Consider the following 15,502-nt stretch of genomic DNA (forward strand, 5'->3'; position numbering starts at 1 on the left):
ACAATATGAGGGGTTTTGCCATGCCTGTTGTCCAGTCGTTGCCACGTATTGTCCCAGCCGTTCTGTTGCTAGCCCTGAGCGCGCCTGCCAGCGCGGAATTGGGTGATTACAATTTCTGGCAGAGCTTGAGCAATCTGGTGTCGCCGCCCAGGGCCGACAATCCGGTGACGCCTGCGCAGCGTGTCGGACCCTACCCGTTGTTGGCTAATCCGAGTGGTTTCAACAGCGGCTTCAATCCCGGCAATTACTACGGCTGGCAAACGATTCAGATGGCGCCGCAGACCGGTGCGGTGTGCGGCAATGGCTCGCCATACAAGTTCTTCATCAATCGTGTGCCGAACACGCGCAATACCATCGTTTATCTGGAAGGTGGTGGCGCCTGCTGGGATTACGCCAGTTGCAGCGGGCAAAGCGGCATACGTGGCGCGCGCAATCCCGATGGGATTGCCAATGACTACATGTCGCTGCTCAACCCTGGCGCCAGTCTGGTGAGCCCGTTCGTCGTGCGTCTGCACCCCTGGACGCGCGTCAAGACGCAGAACTGGAACATGGTCTATGTGCCGTATTGCACGGGTGACATCTACTCCGGCGACAAGGTGGCGGTATACGAAGACCCGCAGGGGGTAAATCCCCCGCTGGTGTGGCACCACAACGGCTTGCGCAACATGCGCGCAGTGGTGGGGTGGCTGAAGGACAATCTGCCGCGGCCGACCCAGATGCTCACCACGGGATGCAGTGCAGGCGGCGCGGGCAGCCTGACCAACTACGCCAACCTGCGCCAGGACATCGCGCCGAACCGGGGTTACCTGATCAATGATTCCGGGCCCGTCTATACCGCGCTGGCTGGCGACAACCAGGCCTATCCTTCCTATCCGTTGCAGACCCTGATCCGCCAGGCCTGGGGCCTGGATGCGGCGCAGGGGCCGTTGCAGTACCTGCAGGCGCGCCTGCCAGGCTTCAGCAGCAACGATCTGGGCAGCCTGTATCCGGCGCTTTCGAGCAATCTGCCGGGTGATCGCATGGGGCATACACATTTCTGGCAGGACCTGAACTATTCGTCCTATTCCTACGAGCGCTTCTACCCGGAGATCGTCAACGCGCCGAATCAGGCTGCCAAGGAAGCACTGATCAAGCAGCGCTGGGCAACGGATACCACGCGTCTGCGCAGCCAACTGGCGAGCCTGGGCAATGTCGGTGGTTATTTCCCGCAATTCCGTAACGTCAACGAAAGCCACTGCACCAGCATCATCGAGTTCGCCAACTCCGATATCCAGGAGCAGAACCTGCAGCTGGACAACTTCGTCAGCAGTGTTCTCGATGGCAGTGGGCAGGTACTGGATGCTTCGGAAAGCAGCGATGTGGCTGACCGCAACAAACCATTCAATCTGCTCTATTACCTGCTGGACCAGTTGCTCTGAAGCGGCGTGAAAGTAATGCGGCGGCAGCTTGGGTTGTCGCCGCGTTCAGCCATCCGGAGTTTGTTGGTAACTGCGCTCGCGAGCTTCTTGCAGACGTTGCCTGAGGTATTGATCGCGAGTGAGTCCATCGGGAATGTTCTGCAGGCCGAGCACTTCTTCGACGATATTTCTTTCCTCGGCCTTGTAGCGTTCGAAGTTCGGGTCAGATCGTTGCGCCAGTTTGGCCTCACGCTCAGCGCTGATGGCCTGGTAACGCTTGATCAGTGCTTCAGCGCGTCTCTTCTGCTCGGCTTCGTCTTCGCTGACTGCCTTGATCAGGGCAATCTGCAACAACAGGGCCTCGCTCAGCGCCAATTCCCCTCGCTGCTCCAGTGCATCGACGCCCTCACTCAACGCTTGCGCTTGTGCTTCGCGACTGCTGCTGTCTAGTTCCGTGGCGTGCTCGATGAACCCTCTGTAGCGCCGATGAAAATCCAGGCGGCGTTCCTGTTGCTGGACTTCGGGCCTGGCCAACAGGTGCATTTGCTCGGGGCTCAGATCGGCTGGAGCTGGCGAGGCGCTGCCTTGCGCGGCCGGTTGCACTTGCGTTTGCTCTGATGGTGAGGTGGCAGGCTCTTCGGCATTGGGGCGTTGCCAGTACCAGGCGAGTGTCATGCTGCCAATCAGAATGCAACTGCCGAACAGCAGAATGGAGCGGGGCATGAGCAGTCCTTGCGCGAGTCGATTGCCTTCCAGCTTAGAAGTTGCAGTCGCGTTTTGCCTGTCCATGCAGCGAATGGAGGGCCTGCCCTCTCGTCGTGGGTGAGAGGGCAGGTGTCTGGATCAGAACAGCGGCTTGCCGTCTTCGCGCGTGACGATCACGGTGGCCGAGCGTGGGCGGCGACCGGGGCCGTCCGGCCAGGTGCTGCGAAAATCCGTCGGAGTCGAGCCTTCACCCGGGTGCTGGATGTTGACGAACAACGTACGGAAGTCCGGTGTGGCGGTGATGCCGGTGACCTCGCAGCCTACGGGGCCGACCAGAAAGCGCTTGACCTCGCCGGTGGTGGGCTCGGCCACCAGCATCTGGTTGTTGCCGAAAGGGCCGCTGGCGAGCTGGCTGCCGCTCATGTCGGTCTGGATCCACAGGCGGCCTTCGTCGTCGAACCACAGGCCGTCCGGGCTGGCCAGGCGGTTGTCGGCGGTCAGCGGTCTGCCGTTGGGGTCGAGGCTGTCGTTCTCCGGCCCGGCCAGCAGGAACAGGCTCCAGACGAATTCACGGCCAGCATAGTCGCGGCTCTGCTCACGCCAGCGGATGATGTGACCGAAGGCGTTGGCCGGGCGCGGGTTGGCTGCATCAGCGACGGTGCGCGAACTGTTGTTGGTGAGGGTGAAGTAGACGTCGCCGTTGTTCGGGTTTACCGCCCCCCATTCCGGACGATCCATCTTGGTGGCGCCGACGATGTCGGCAGCCAGGCGGGTGTTGATCAGTACCTCGCCCTGGTCGGCGAAGCTTACCCCGGCAGCCCTGCAGGCGGCCTGGAAGGCCTTGTCCTTGATGTCCAGGGCCAGCCAATCCCCCTTGCCGTTGGCCTTGAAGCGCGCCACGTAGAGAGTGCCCTCGTCGAGCAGACTGCCGTTGCTGCGACCCGGTACGTACCTGCCGCGGCTGACGAACTTGTAGATGTACTCATTCTGCGAATCGTCGCCGGAATAGCAGACCACTGGACTGCCCGGTTTGACCGGGGCGAATACCAGGCCTTCGTGGGCGAAGCGGCCCAGTGCAGTGCGCTTGACCGGGGGCGATTCCGGCGCGAAGGGATCGATCTCAACGATCCAGCCGAAGTGGTTCGGCTCGTTGCGATAGTCGCCTGCAGCCTCGGCGGCCAGGCGGGTGGCGTTGAAGCGCTGGAATTCGTCGCCGGACAGGTGATCCCAACCGTAGCGGCTGGCGCTGCCGACACCGTAGCGGGTCATTTCACGCGGGCGCTCGGCATCGCCGCTGGCGAAATAACCGGCCCAGTTTTCCTCGCAGGTCAGGTAAGTGCCCCAGGGCGTGAAGCCGTTGGCGCAGTTGTTCAGCGTGCCGCGGGTGGCGGTGCCGTCGGGGCTGTAGCGAGTCCGGAGCAGGGCGTGACCGCGTGCTGGGCCGCTGATCTGCATCGGTGTGGCGCCCGTGATGCGGCGGTTGCGGGCGCTGGGCAGCACCTCCCATTGGCCGCGCACGCGGCGCACTTCTACCACCGAAACGCCGTGGGCGTTGATTTCCTTGCGCACTTCATCGGCGCTGCTGCGCTTGCCGCCGACCAGGGTGGGGCCATTGGGGTGCAGCAGCGGTGCGTCGATGTACTCGTGATTGAGTACCAGCAGGCCGTGGTCGCTCTTGTGACCGCCGCCGCGCTGACCGTCGATGGGGAAGAAGTGCATGCCGTCATGGTGCATGCCGATCTGGTCAGCCTGATCGGCGGCACTGTTGCCGGCGTTGTCGAGGAATGCCGGGAAGCTGCCACGAATCGGCGTGCCCCAGGGGATGAAAGTGGTGGCTTTGTAGCCGGCTGGCACGGTGATGGTATCGGCACGGGTAACCGCCACCGGATTGAACGGCAGGCGCTTGCTGCGTTTCTTCAGGCGTTCCAGCAGCTCCTTGAGCTGGTCTTTGAGCGGGTTGTCGGCGGCCTCGGCACTACCGGGCATGGCGACGCCGAGAAAGCCCATGACGCCGAGCGCAGCGCCGCCGGCGACCACCTGGCGGCGGCTCAGGCCGGCTTCGATCAGGTCATTGATATGAGGATTGCTGGAGGCGTTGCTGAGCGGTTCATCGCCATTGCCGAATAGCACGTTTTGCTCTTGTTCATTGCGCATGGAGGGCTCCTTGTCAGGCTGATCGACGGAGTCATGACGCTAACCAAGGAAAACGACGGAATAGTGACAGCGCCTGTGCGCCATTGCACAAAACTGCTCGGAGGGGCAACGACCATCCTCTGTTTGGCGCCGCTTCATCAGGTGTGGCAAGGCCGTGCAGGGCAGGCAGTGCAGGCGTTTGCGGTGATATTGATGCGCGGGACGTACCCTGCGCCCAGGCATAAAAAAACCCCGGCAAAGCCGGGGCGGATTAGGCAAACAGGCTGCTGCGGATGCGTGGTCCGCAGCAGGAGAACCGTTCTTAGTGGAACTGGTTCATGGTGTTGTCTTTACCGCTCGCCTTCAGAGCTGCTTCGCCAGCGAAGTACTCCTTGTGGTTGTCGCCGATGTCGGAGCCAGCCATGTTCTGGTGCTTGACGCAGGCGATACCCTGACGCAGTTCCTGACGCTGCACGCCCTTCACGTAGGCCAGCATACCCTGGTCGGCGAAGTAGCCCTTGGCCAGGTTGTCGGTGGACAGTGCGGCAGTGTGGTAGGTCGGCAGGGTGATCAGGTGGTGGAAGATGCCGGCGTGGGCCGAACCGTCGCGCTGGAAGGTACGGATCTTCTCGTCGGCAATCTGGGCCAGTTCGGTCTCGTCGTACTCGACGCTCATCAGCTTGGCGCGGTCGTAGGCGGAAACGTCCTTGCCTTCGGCAACCATGGCGTCGAACACCTGCTGACGGAAGTTCAGGGTCCAGTTGAAGGACGGGCTGTTGTTGTACACCAGCTTGGCGTTCGGGATGACCTGGCGGATGCGGTCAACCATGGCCTTGATCTGGCCAACGTGCGGCTTCTCGGTCTCGATCCACAGCAGATCGGCGCCGTTCTGCAGACTGGTGATGCAGTCCAGTACGCAGCGGTCTTCGCCGGTGCCAGCACGGAACTGGAACAGGTTGGACGGCAGGCGCTTGGGACGCAGCAGCTTGCCGCCGCGGTTGATCACGACGTCGCCGTTGCCCAGGTCGGCAGCAGACACTTCTTCGCAATCCAGGAAGCTGTTGTACAGGTCGCCCAGGTCGCCCGGCTCGTTGGTCACGGCGATCTGCTTGGTCAGACCGGCACCCAGGGAGTCGGTACGTGCAACGATCACGCCGTTGTCGATGCCCAGCTCGAGGAAGGCGTAGCGAACGGCAGCAATCTTGGCGAGGAAGTCGGCGTGAGGAACGGTCACCTTACCGTCCTGGTGGCCGCACTGCTTCTCGTCGGAAACCTGGTTCTCGATCTGGATGCAGCAGGCGCCTGCTTCGATCATGCGCTTGGCCAGCAGGTAGGTGGCTTCCGGGTTACCGAAACCAGCGTCGATGTCGGCGATGATCGGCACGATATGGGTTTCGTAGTTGTCGATCTGGTTCTGGATCTCGGCAGCCTTGGCCTGGTCACCAGCTGCACGAGCAGCGTCCAGGGCGGTGAACAGCAGATCCAGTTCGCGGCTGTCGGCCTGACGCAGGAAGGTGTACAGCTCTTCGATCAGGTCGGAGACGGCAGTCTTCTCGTGCATCGACTGGTCCGGCAGCGGGCCGAAGTCCGAGCGCAGAGCAGCGACCATCCAGCCGGACAGGTAGAGGTAGCGCTTGTTGGTGGTCTTCAGGTGCTTCTTGATCGAGATCAGCTTCTGCTGACCGATGAAGCCGTGCCAGCAACCCAGCGACTGGGTGTAGACGGAGGAGTCGGCGTCGTACTCTTCCATGTCCTTGCGCATGATGTCAGCGGTGTACTGAGCGATTTCCAGACCGGTCTTGAAGCGGTTCTGAGCGCGCATACGGGCGACGGACTCGGGGTTGATAGCGCTCCAGCTGCTGCCGAACTTCTCTTTCAGAGCGGCTACAGCCTTGATGTCGTTTTGATATGCGGACATGGTCAATCCTTCAAAAAATGTGTTGGTTGAGCACCGACTACCCACGCAATGCGTGCACGGATGCAGCGGCTGCGGGAGGCTTCCACTTTGACGGCGAGAATACGGCTGGGGCGAGGATTGACCGCGAGGAGGGGGGGATGTGGCGAACAGTTCGGGCGCTTGGCGTGGGCTGGTTGGCTCGTGGAAGCCTTGGGCACCTGCTGGGCTTTCGATCTGTCTGACGCTAAACGCTTCCCCGTCCCTCAGGACAACTTCGTTCCAGTCGCAACCTCGTCGTACGGCCTTGTGGGCTGTTGGGACACGGACCGTTGCGAAGTACTTCGCGGGCGGTCTGGAGATCCTTTTCAGGACCCCTGGCTAGCGGGAGCGAGGCCATCATGCCTCTGGGAAAATGCTTCGTCAAACGTTTTGTAGTGGTTTTTTAAAACTACTACATATTCAGTAGGCGACTGGCTGGTCACGCTCGGCAGCCCATGGGATGGGCGTTTCAGGCATTTCGCGGGTTGCGTGAGTTGTCCATCGTTCTTGCGAGGGAAAGGCATTCGACTTTGGTCGGGGTGTCAGTCGATCGCTTCGACCTTCAGGCGCAGCGACATGTCCTCGCGGCCCTGGGTAGTGTGTCGGCGCAACACGTCACGGCCGCTGGAGCTGGTTTCCTCGCTGACGCCACCCAGGGTAATCCACTCGCCGAGTCGGCCGCTGACGCGGGTATCAGTGCTTTGCACATCGATCACGCCGGGGTGGCTGTTGCTGACGCGATCGCGTTGGCTGCTGATGGCAACGTGGACCAGTTCGCCAGAGAGGCTGGCCGTTACGTAGAAGCCGCGGGTCACGTCGCGGTAATGGGTATCCTGGTAGACCTGGCCGTAAGGGCCGGTACTGGTGGTGGTCAGCGGCACGCTCTGGCCGACCTGGATCAGCGCTGGATAACCTTCGGTGGCTTGTACCTGCTGGGTGCCGCCACCACGGCTGTCGGTGCTGCGGCGGATGATGCGCACCTGGTCGCGACCGTTCACTTCGCCGCGGCCGACCTGTACTTCGGCATTGCCGGCACTGAGCGTGCCATCGACGCGATAGCCGCGGTCGTTCTGGTAATTGCTGTCGGCGCTCTCCACGGTGATCAGCAGGCGACGCGGGCGGGTGTCGAGTTGCTGCAACAACACGCGCACTTCACCGATCTTGGCCGGTGACGCATTGACGATCAGTTGGTTGCCATAGGCGCTGACCTTGCCCTCGTTGCCGAGCATCGACTGCACCACGCCGAGTACGTCATCGGCAGTGCGGTAATTCAGTGGGATTACCTCGGTGGCCGCTTGCAGCGGCAGGCACAGGCCGAGAAGCAGGGCGGCGAACAGCGTGCGCAGGGTCATAGCAGAAAGCTCCGCAGATCAGGGTCGGTGATGCTGGTATCCCAGGCCTGGTCGAACTGGGTTTGGCGTTGGCGCACGCGCGCCGGATCGTTGTACAGGGTGTAGCCGGATTGTTGATCGAGTTCAGGTCGCACGAACAGGCCTCTGTCATCGGCGATCAGGAAGGCCAGTTCCTCGTTGGCGTAATCCGGATTGAGTTTGCGGATATGCAGGTTGGAGGACAGTCGGCGTGACAGGGCGAGCAGGCGATGACCTTCCTTCACGGCGCGGGTCGGATCGCGCAGCAGGATGCGCAGGCGCGCTCGTGGGCTGCTCAGCAGGAATCGGGTACAGGCCTGTTGCACGCTGCTGTGGTGATAGAGCCAGGGTTCCAGGTCATCGCTGTACAGGCACAGGTTGCGCTGCGCCTGCTGGATCAGGGCGAGAACGTGAGCGCGCGCTTGCTGGGGCTGGCTGAAGCGCTCCAGGCGCTCGTGCTCGCCCAAGACGAAGGGGGCCGGCTCCCATTGCGCCGCATCCGGCGTGATGGGGGCGGGGTTGTGCACGGCAAAACGCCCCGGCGACTCGAATTGGATAGCCGCCAGTTCAATGGGATCTGGCGTATCGATCGGTTCGACCGGGGCGTCTTTGTCGTTCATCGTGCTCTCTACTGGCTGGTGCGCACCATATCCACGTGCGGTATGCCAGCGTCGAGGTACTCGTCGCTGACAATCCTGAAGCCTAGCCTTTCATAGAACGGCGTGGCGTGCACCTGAGCCGTGAGCATTTGCTGATGCAGGCCGCGCTTTTCCGCTTCGGCAATCACCGCCTGCATCAGTTTTTCGCCCACTTTCAGGCCGCGCCAGTCCTTGAGCACCGACACGCGACCGATATGGCCGTCGGGCAGCAGGCGTGCGGTGCCGACCGGGTAATCGCCTTCCTCGGCGAGAAAGTGCACGGCGTCGGTATCCTCGGCGTCCCACTCCAGTTCTGGCGGCACCGATTGCTCGGCGACGAACACGCTGTCGCGGATACGACGAAGCTCGACATTGTCCCTGTGCCAGTCCGCGACTCGGACGGAGATCTCACTCATCGGCAAATCCCAGGCTGCCTTGCTTGACCAGTTCCCATAGCAGGGTACGCCCCTCGTCGTCGGCCAGCCAGGCGCCGAGGTTTTCCACATGTAACGCATCGGCGCTGCAGATCAGCTTCAGCAGCTCACGCAGGCGGGCCGACACCAGACGGCTCTGGCCGCTGGCGAACAGCACCAGATCTTCGCCGACTTCCGACCAGGCCATGCGTGCGCTGGGGTTGCGGATGAGGATCGCGCCATCTTCCAGTGCGCCAAGGAAGTCTTCTTCCTCGATCTCGATGCCGGCGACCAGCTCCGGGTACTTGGGCTCGGTCATGAACTGGCCGAACCAGGTCATCAGCAGACGTTCGTCACCCATGTGCTCATTGAGCAGGGCCTTGAGGCGCTCCAGGGCGTCGCGCTGGATCTGGTTGGGATCCTCGCTCGGCTGGATGTCGGCATCGCTGTAACGCTCTTCGTCGGGCAGGAACTGGCCGAGGAAGTCGGTGAAATGGGTCAGTACTTCGGCGGCGCTCGGCGCGCGGAAGCCCACGGAATAGGTCATGCAATCATCCTCAGCGGTGCCACAGTGGGCGAGGCATGGCGGCAGGTAGAGCATGTCGCCGGGTGCCAGCACCCATTCATCGGTTGGTTCGAATTGAGCCAGGATCTTCAGATCGGCGTGGGGGAGCAGCGGGCTGTCGGCATCGCACATCTGGCCAATTTGCCAGCGGCGATGACCATGAGCCTGCAGCAGGAATACGTCGTAGTTGTCGAAATGCGGGCCGACGCCGCCACCGGGGGCAGCGAAGCTGATCATCAGATCGTCGATGCGCCACTTGGGCAGGAATTTGAAGTCTTCCAGCAGTTCGGCCACTTCCGGGACGAACTGGTCGACGGCTTGTACCAGCAGGGTCCAGTCGCGCTCGGGCAGATCCTGGAAGGTGTCTTCGTTGAACGGACCGCGCTGCAGCTCCCAGGGGCGCTCGCCATGCTCGATCACCAGGCGCGACTCGACTTCCTCTTCCAGCGCCAGGCCGGCCAGTTCGTCCGGGCTGATCGGGCTTTCGAAGTCGGGAATGGCCTGACGCACCAGCAGGGGTTTCTTCTGCCAGTAGTCGCGCAGGAATTCACGGGCTGTGAGGCCACCCAGCAATTGCAGCGGAGTATCAGGATTCATCAGTAAGCCCTTGAAATAGATAAAAACCTTAAAACAAAAACGCCCGGCTCAGCCGGGCGTCCTCGAGGCTGGTATGGCTCAGATGCGTTTAGCCTGGGCCACGGCGTTACCGATGTAGCGCGCCGGGGTCAGTTGCTTGAGCTCTTCCTTGGCGGCGGTCGGCATGTCCAGGCCGTCGATGAAGGCCAGCAGGGCCTCGGGGCTGATGCCCTTGCCGCGGGTTAGCTCCTTGAGCTTCTCGTACGGGTTCTCGATGGCATAACGGCGCATGACGGTCTGGATCGGCTCGGCGAGCACTTCCCAGCAGGCGTCCAGGTCTTCAGCGATTTTCTGAGCATTGAGCTCCAACTTGCTGATTCCCTTGAGGCTTGCCTCGTAAGCGATGACGCTGTGAGCGAAGCCGACACCCAGGTTACGCAGCACGGTGGAGTCGGTCAGGTCGCGCTGCCAGCGGGAGATCGGCAGCTTGCTGGCCAGGTGCTGGAAGATCGCGTTGGCGATACCCAGGTTGCCCTCGGAGTTTTCGAAGTCGATCGGGTTGACCTTGTGCGGCATGGTCGAGGAGCCGATTTCGCCGGCCACGGTCTTCTGCTTGAAGTAACCGAGGGAGATGTAGCCCCAGACGTCGCGGTCGAAGTCGATCAGGATGGTGTTGAAGCGGGCGATGGCGTCGAACAGCTCGGCGATGTAGTCGTGCGGCTCGATCTGGGTGGTGTAGGGGTTCCAGCTCAGGCCCAGGTCACCTTCGATGAACTGGCGGGCGTTGGCTTCCCAGTCGATGCTCGGGTAGGCCGACAGATGCGCGTTGTAGTTGCCCACGGCGCCGTTGATCTTGCCCAGCAGCGGTACAGCCGCGACCTGAGCGATCTGGCGCTCCAGTCGGTAGACGACGTTGGCCAGTTCCTTGCCCAGGGTGGTCGGCGAGGCCGGCTGGCCATGGGTGCGCGACAGCATCGGCACGTCAGCGAACTTCACCGCCAGCTCACGGATGGCGTCTGCCAGTTGTTTCATCAGCGGCAGCAGGACGCTGTCACGGCCTTCGCGCAGCATCAGAGCGTGGGACAGGTTGTTGATGTCCTCGCTGGTGCAGGCGAAGTGAATGAACTCGCTGACCTTGTTCAGTTCTGGCAGCTTGGCGGCCTGCTCCTTGAGCAGGTACTCCACGGCCTTGACGTCGTGGTTGGTGGTGCGCTCGATTTCCTTGACGCGCTCGGCATGCTCGACGGCAAAGTTCTCGGCCAGCTCGTTGAGCAGGGCGTTGGCTTCGGCGGAGAAGGGCGCGACTTCCGGGATGCCTTCGTGGGCAGCCAGGCGCTGCAGCCAGCGCACTTCGACCAGTACGCGGCTACGGATCAGGCCGTATTCGCTGAAGATAGGGCGCAGGGCGCTGGTTTTGCCGGCGTAGCGGCCGTCGACGGGGGAAACCGCGGTGAGCGAGGAAAGCTGCATGTAGGCGTTCTCGGGCTGTCGGGCTGAAAAGCCATCCTGGATCGCTGTGCATCGCGCCGGCTTCGATGAAGCGGGCGCTAGCTCAGGTGCCGGGACGACCTCTGACGAAAAGGGCGCATATCATACATGAAAACCGACGCTTGGCCGCCTATGCCCTGCGTCTTGCTACCGATAACAGACTGGCGGCAAAGATCAATGCTGCACCGAGCAGCGAAAGCGTGTCTGGCGTCTCGCCCCAGAGCAGCCAGGCGATGATGCCGGCGAAGACGATGGCCAGGTAGGCGACCGGGCCGATCAGCCCGGGCGGCGCCAGGCCATAGGCGCGCGACATGATCACCTGGCTGGCGGTGGCCAGCAGGCCGATGCCCAGCAGCCAGCTAAGTTGCGTGGAGTCGAGCGGTTGCCAGCTCCAGGTCAGCGGGATGGCGGAGAACAGTGCACTGAACAGCGAGAAATAGAAGACGATGCGCGTGGCCGGTTCGCTGTCGCTCATTTCGCGGATGGAGACGAAGGCGAAGGCGGCCAGCAGGCTGGCGGCCAGGCCAAACAGCGCGGGCCCCTCGAACAGGGCGGCGCTGGGCTTGGCCACCAGCAGTACCCCGCACAGGCCGATCAGGCTGCTGATCAGCATGCGCCGCGTCAGCGGCTCCTTGAGCCAGATATGTGCGATCAGCGGGGTAAATACCGGCGCCGAATAGGTGAACAGCATGGCGTCGGCCAGTGGCAGGTGGGCGATGGCGTAGAAGAAGCAGTACATCGCCGCCAGGCCGTAGGTGGTGCGCCACAGATGGGATTTCAGCCGTGTCGTGCGCAGAGGACGAACACCGCGTACCAGCAGCAGCGGCAGAAAGAACAGCACGCCGACCAGATTGCGGAAGAACACCACCGACTCGTTGTTGACGCTGACGGATATCTCGCGGATGCCGACTCCGGTAAAGGCGAACAGCAGCGCCGAGAGCGCCAGCAGCAGGGCACCCTGAAGGGGTTTTACGCTGCGGCTGGCGGGCTCCATGGTCAGCTTCGCGTCAGTTCGTAGAGTTCTTTGAGCAGCTTGCTGCGGCTGAACACCAACTGCCAGCGGTGGCCGCCGAGCTGACGCCAGAGGCGCGCCGAGCGGATGCCGGCGAGCAGCAGGGCGCGGATTTTTGCCGCGTTGTTCGGCTGCTGCAGGAAGCGCATGTCGCCGTGCACCTGAATGCGCTGGCGGAAGGTGCTGATGGTGTCCTGATACAGGCCGCCGCAGGCGGCAATGACGTTGTCATGGACCAGGCCGAAATGCTCGACCTGTTGCTGGATCTGATCCAGCCGGCTGCCCATCACCTGCAGCATGTCGCTGCGCTTGTCCAGTTGCCGCTCCAGGCCGATCATCGCCAGCGCATAGCGCAGCGGCTCGCGCTGCAGAGCGGATGGGTTGCGCTCCAGCGAGCTGATCAGGGCGCGATAACCGTCACGCAGGTTGAGGTCGTCGCCGCCGTATACGTCCAGCGTGCTTTTCGGGTCGCGCACCAGCAGGCTGCCCAGCATGCAGCCCATAGAGGCTTCGCTGACCTGGCCGGTGCGGGCGATCTTGTCGGCCAGTACGGCGGCTTCGAATACGGCGCCGAGGGCAACCAGTTGCTCCTGCAGCGGGCTCATCGGGCGTCCTCGTACCAGGCTTCGGCGGTTTCGATCACGCCGCCGCCGAGGCACACCTCGCCGTCATAGAACACCACGGACTGACCCGGGGTGACGGCGCGCTGCGGCTCGTCGAACACGGCGCGATAGCCGTTTTCGGTCTTCTCCAGGGTGCAGCTCTGGTCACTCTGGCGGTAGCGCACCTTGGCCGTGAGGCGGAGCGGAGTGCTCAGGTCCACGGGGTTGACCCAGTAGATGTCCGAGGCGAGCAGGGCGCGGGAGAACAGCCAGGGATGTTCGTTGCCTTGGCCGACGATCAGCACGTTGCGCGTCAGGTCCTTGCGCAGCACGTACCAGGGATCGTCGCTGGCGTCCTTGAGACCACCGATGCCGAGGCCCTGGCGCTGGCCGATGGTGTGGTACATCAGGCCGTGATGACGGCCGATGACCTGGCCGTCAGTGGTTTCGATATCGCCAGGCTGCGCCGGCAGGTACTGCTTGAGGAAGTCGCTGAAGCGGCGCTCGCCGATGAAGCAGATACCGGTGGAGTCCTTCTTCTTCGCCGTGGCCAGCTCGTACTTCTCGGCAATGGCGCGCACCTGCGGCTTTTCCAGTTCACCGACCGGGAACAGGGTCCTGGCGATCTGCTCGCCGCCGACGGCATGCAGGAAGTAGCTCTGGTCCTTGTTCGGGTCCAGACCCTTGAGCAGCTCGGTACGGCCATCGATATCGCGGCGACGCACGTAGTGGCCGGTGGCGATCAGGTCGGCGCCGAGGCTTAGGGCGTAGTCGAGGAAGGCTTTGAACTTGATCTCGCGGTTACACAGGATATCCGGGTTCGGCGTACGTCCGGCCTTGTATTCGGCCAGGAAATGCTCGAACACGTTGTCCCAGTATTCTGCGGCGAAGTTGGCGGTGTGCAGCTTGATGCCGATGCGATCGCATACGGCCTGGGCGTCGGCCAGGTCGTCCATGGCGGTGCAGTACTCGGTGCCGTCGTCTTCATCCCAGTTCTTCATGAACAGGCCTTCGACCTGGTAACCCTGCTCCATCAACAGCAGGGCGGAAACGGACGAGTCGACGCCGCCGGACATGCCGACGATCACGCGTTGGGTGCTAGGTGCTTGCATGGGAATCTGCGAGTGAAGCCTGAAAAGTTGCCGAGTCTACCAGAAAGCCTGCGCCCGTTCAGTGCGCAGGCGAGAGCGACTGTTGTTCTTATCCTGCTAGCCCCAGGTGCATGAGGCTGCGGCGAAAGGCTGGATCGTCCAGGTAGGCGACATTGAGCCGCGTCCAGGCCACGGGCATCTGCCGATCGACCGCGAAGATCGAGCCCGGCGCAAGCATCACGCCCTGGCTCAGGCATTGGCGGGTGAGGGTATTGGCATCATCTGCCCCAGGAAAGCGGGCCCACAGATAGAGGCTCTGTTCGGGCCGGCAGAACACCTCGGCGCCCAAACCGTCGAGTACCGCCAGACCGCGTTGCGTGGCAGCGCGCAAGCGTTCCTGAAGGCGCGACAGGTGGCGCAGGAAGTGCCCTTCGGCGAGGATCACGTCGATGGTGCGCTCACTGTACTCGGCGCCGCTGTTGTGCAGCAGCATCTTCAGGTCGGCCAGTTCCTCGATGCGTTTCTTGCTGCCGGCGATGAAGCCGACGCGCAAGGCGGCGGAAATCGATTTGGAGAAACTGCCCAGGTACAGGGTGCGCTCGGACTGGTCCAGGGCCGTCAGCTTTATCGCCGAGCTGGGTTTGAAGTCGGCCATGGCGTCGTTCTCCACCAGCAGCAGGTCATGCGCTTCTGCAAGCTGCAGCAACTGGTGCGCCTTGGCTGGGGACAGATCGGAGCCGGTCGGGTTGTGGCCCACGGATTGGAGGAAGAACAGTTTGGGGCGGTGCTTCTTCAGCTGGCGTTCCAGCGTATCCAGGTCCGGGCCATCAGCCTCTCGCGCAATGCCGAGCATGCGCGCCCCTTGTAGTTGCAGCTTGCCGAACAAGGGATAGTAGCCAGGGTCCTCGACCAGTACCGTGTCGCCGGGGGCCACGTAGCGACGGATGATCAGGTCCATTGCATGGTTGGCGCCCAGGGTGGTCACCAGTTGCCGTGGTGATACGGCAATCTGGTAGTCCGCCAGCTTCTGCACCAGGCGTTGGCGCAGGTCGGGATTGCCCAGCCGTGTTCCGTAGCGAAACAGGGTCGACACGCCACCGCGCACCACTTGCCGGTGGAATTTGTCCAGGCGCATGTCCATCAGCCATTCGATCGGCGGAAACCCTTCGCCCAGGTGTGAATGGCCAGGGTCGCGCACGAACTGCTGGCGCATCATCCAGATGGTGTCCAGCGCCCGGGTGTAAGGCTCTGGTTCGTCATCCTCCTTGCGCGCTTTGAGGTTCTTGCAGACGAAGAACCCCTTGCCATGCCGGGCTTCTACCAGCCCCTGCGATGCCAGGTGCTCGTAAGCGGTGATTACGGTGTTCTTGGCGTACCCATGCAGGCGCATGTACTCGCGTAACGAGGGCAGTTTGTTGCCCTCTTGCAGGGCGCCTTCGGCTATCTGCCTGGCAATGGCGTCGGCCACTCTTTGCGCAAGGGTTTGTCTGGGCATGGCGAAAAGGTCGTGGGTACATGGGTGAAGTGTCTGGACAAACTGTACCTTTTTTCATGGATACAGTGCGGATAGTGTTTC

General features: G+C 62.5%; 13 protein-coding genes. 1 reads left to right on the forward strand and 12 read right to left on the reverse strand.

All coding sequences use genetic code 11. From position 1 onward, the window contains the following. Nucleotides 1-20 precede the first annotated feature (20 nt). Nucleotides 21-1,418, forward strand: a complete 1,398-nt coding sequence (locus tag BLT86_RS05260; RefSeq protein ID WP_017677087.1) for a pectin acetylesterase-family hydrolase — start codon at nt 21-23, stop codon at nt 1,416-1,418. Between the two features lie 45 nt (nt 1,419-1,463). Here BLT86_RS05260 and BLT86_RS05265 read toward each other — a convergent pair whose 3' ends face one another. The 12 genes from BLT86_RS05265 to BLT86_RS05320 form a co-directional block, all read right to left on the reverse strand. Continuing rightward, entirely contained in the window at nt 1,464-2,120 is a 657-nt protein-coding gene (locus tag BLT86_RS05265) for a hypothetical protein (RefSeq protein ID WP_017677086.1), read from the reverse strand. A 120-nt stretch (nt 2,121-2,240) separates the two neighbouring features. Next, a complete protein-coding gene (locus BLT86_RS05270; RefSeq protein ID WP_017677085.1) occupies nt 2,241-4,256 on the reverse strand; it encodes a PhoX family protein in 2,016 nt (671 codons plus the stop codon). 301 nt (nt 4,257-4,557) lie between these two features. Beyond that, entirely contained in the window at nt 4,558-6,153 is a 1,596-nt protein-coding gene (locus BLT86_RS05275; protein ID WP_017677084.1) for an isocitrate lyase, read from the reverse strand. A 560-nt stretch (nt 6,154-6,713) separates the two neighbouring features. After that, entirely contained in the window at nt 6,714-7,523 is an 810-nt protein-coding gene (locus BLT86_RS05280) for a secretin N-terminal domain-containing protein (RefSeq protein WP_017677083.1), read from the reverse strand. Then, the gene (locus BLT86_RS05285; protein ID WP_017677082.1) at nt 7,520-8,161 is read right to left on the reverse strand and encodes a DUF7931 domain-containing protein; all 642 of its coding nucleotides are present in this window, start codon (nt 8,159-8,161) and stop codon (nt 7,520-7,522) included. The genes BLT86_RS05280 and BLT86_RS05285 overlap by 4 nt, the downstream gene beginning before the upstream one ends. An 8-nt stretch (nt 8,162-8,169) precedes the next feature. Then, nucleotides 8,170-8,595, reverse strand: a complete 426-nt coding sequence (locus tag BLT86_RS05290) for a GNAT family N-acetyltransferase (RefSeq protein WP_017677081.1) — start codon at nt 8,593-8,595, stop codon at nt 8,170-8,172. Continuing rightward, nucleotides 8,588-9,754 carry a ribosomal protein uL16 3-hydroxylase gene (locus BLT86_RS05295; protein WP_017677080.1) on the reverse strand — a complete coding sequence of 389 codons (1,167 nt, stop codon included), beginning with the start codon at nt 9,752-9,754 and terminating at the stop codon, nt 8,588-8,590. Before BLT86_RS05295 ends, BLT86_RS05290 begins: the two co-directional genes overlap by 8 nt. Before the next feature lie 78 nt (nt 9,755-9,832). Beyond that, nucleotides 9,833-11,203, reverse strand: a complete 1,371-nt coding sequence (purB, locus tag BLT86_RS05300) for an adenylosuccinate lyase (RefSeq protein ID WP_017677079.1) — start codon at nt 11,201-11,203, stop codon at nt 9,833-9,835. A gap of 148 nt (nt 11,204-11,351) precedes the next feature. Continuing rightward, nucleotides 11,352-12,215: a DMT family transporter gene (locus tag BLT86_RS05305; protein ID WP_017677078.1), complete on the reverse strand. Its 864-nt coding sequence runs from the start codon at nt 12,213-12,215 to the stop codon at nt 11,352-11,354. Nucleotides 12,216-12,217: 2 nt separating this feature from the next. Next, nucleotides 12,218-12,838 (reverse strand): high frequency lysogenization protein HflD, encoded by a 621-nt coding sequence (hflD, locus tag BLT86_RS05310; RefSeq protein ID WP_017677077.1) that lies wholly within the window; start codon nt 12,836-12,838, stop codon nt 12,218-12,220. Further along, nucleotides 12,835-13,947, reverse strand: coding sequence for a tRNA 2-thiouridine(34) synthase MnmA (mnmA, locus tag BLT86_RS05315; protein ID WP_017677076.1), 1,113 nt, complete (start codon nt 13,945-13,947; stop codon nt 12,835-12,837). Before mnmA ends, hflD begins: the two co-directional genes overlap by 4 nt. Before the next feature lie 88 nt (nt 13,948-14,035). Continuing rightward, on the reverse strand, nt 14,036-15,421 hold the full coding sequence (locus tag BLT86_RS05320; protein WP_026088579.1) for an aminotransferase-like domain-containing protein: 1,386 nt from the start codon (nt 15,419-15,421) through the stop codon (nt 14,036-14,038). Nucleotides 15,422-15,502 lie beyond the last annotated feature (81 nt).

Origin of the sequence: Pseudomonas sihuiensis, assembly GCF_900106015.1 — a bacterium.
Classification (GTDB): Bacteria; Pseudomonadota; Gammaproteobacteria; order Pseudomonadales; family Pseudomonadaceae; genus Aquipseudomonas; species Aquipseudomonas sihuiensis.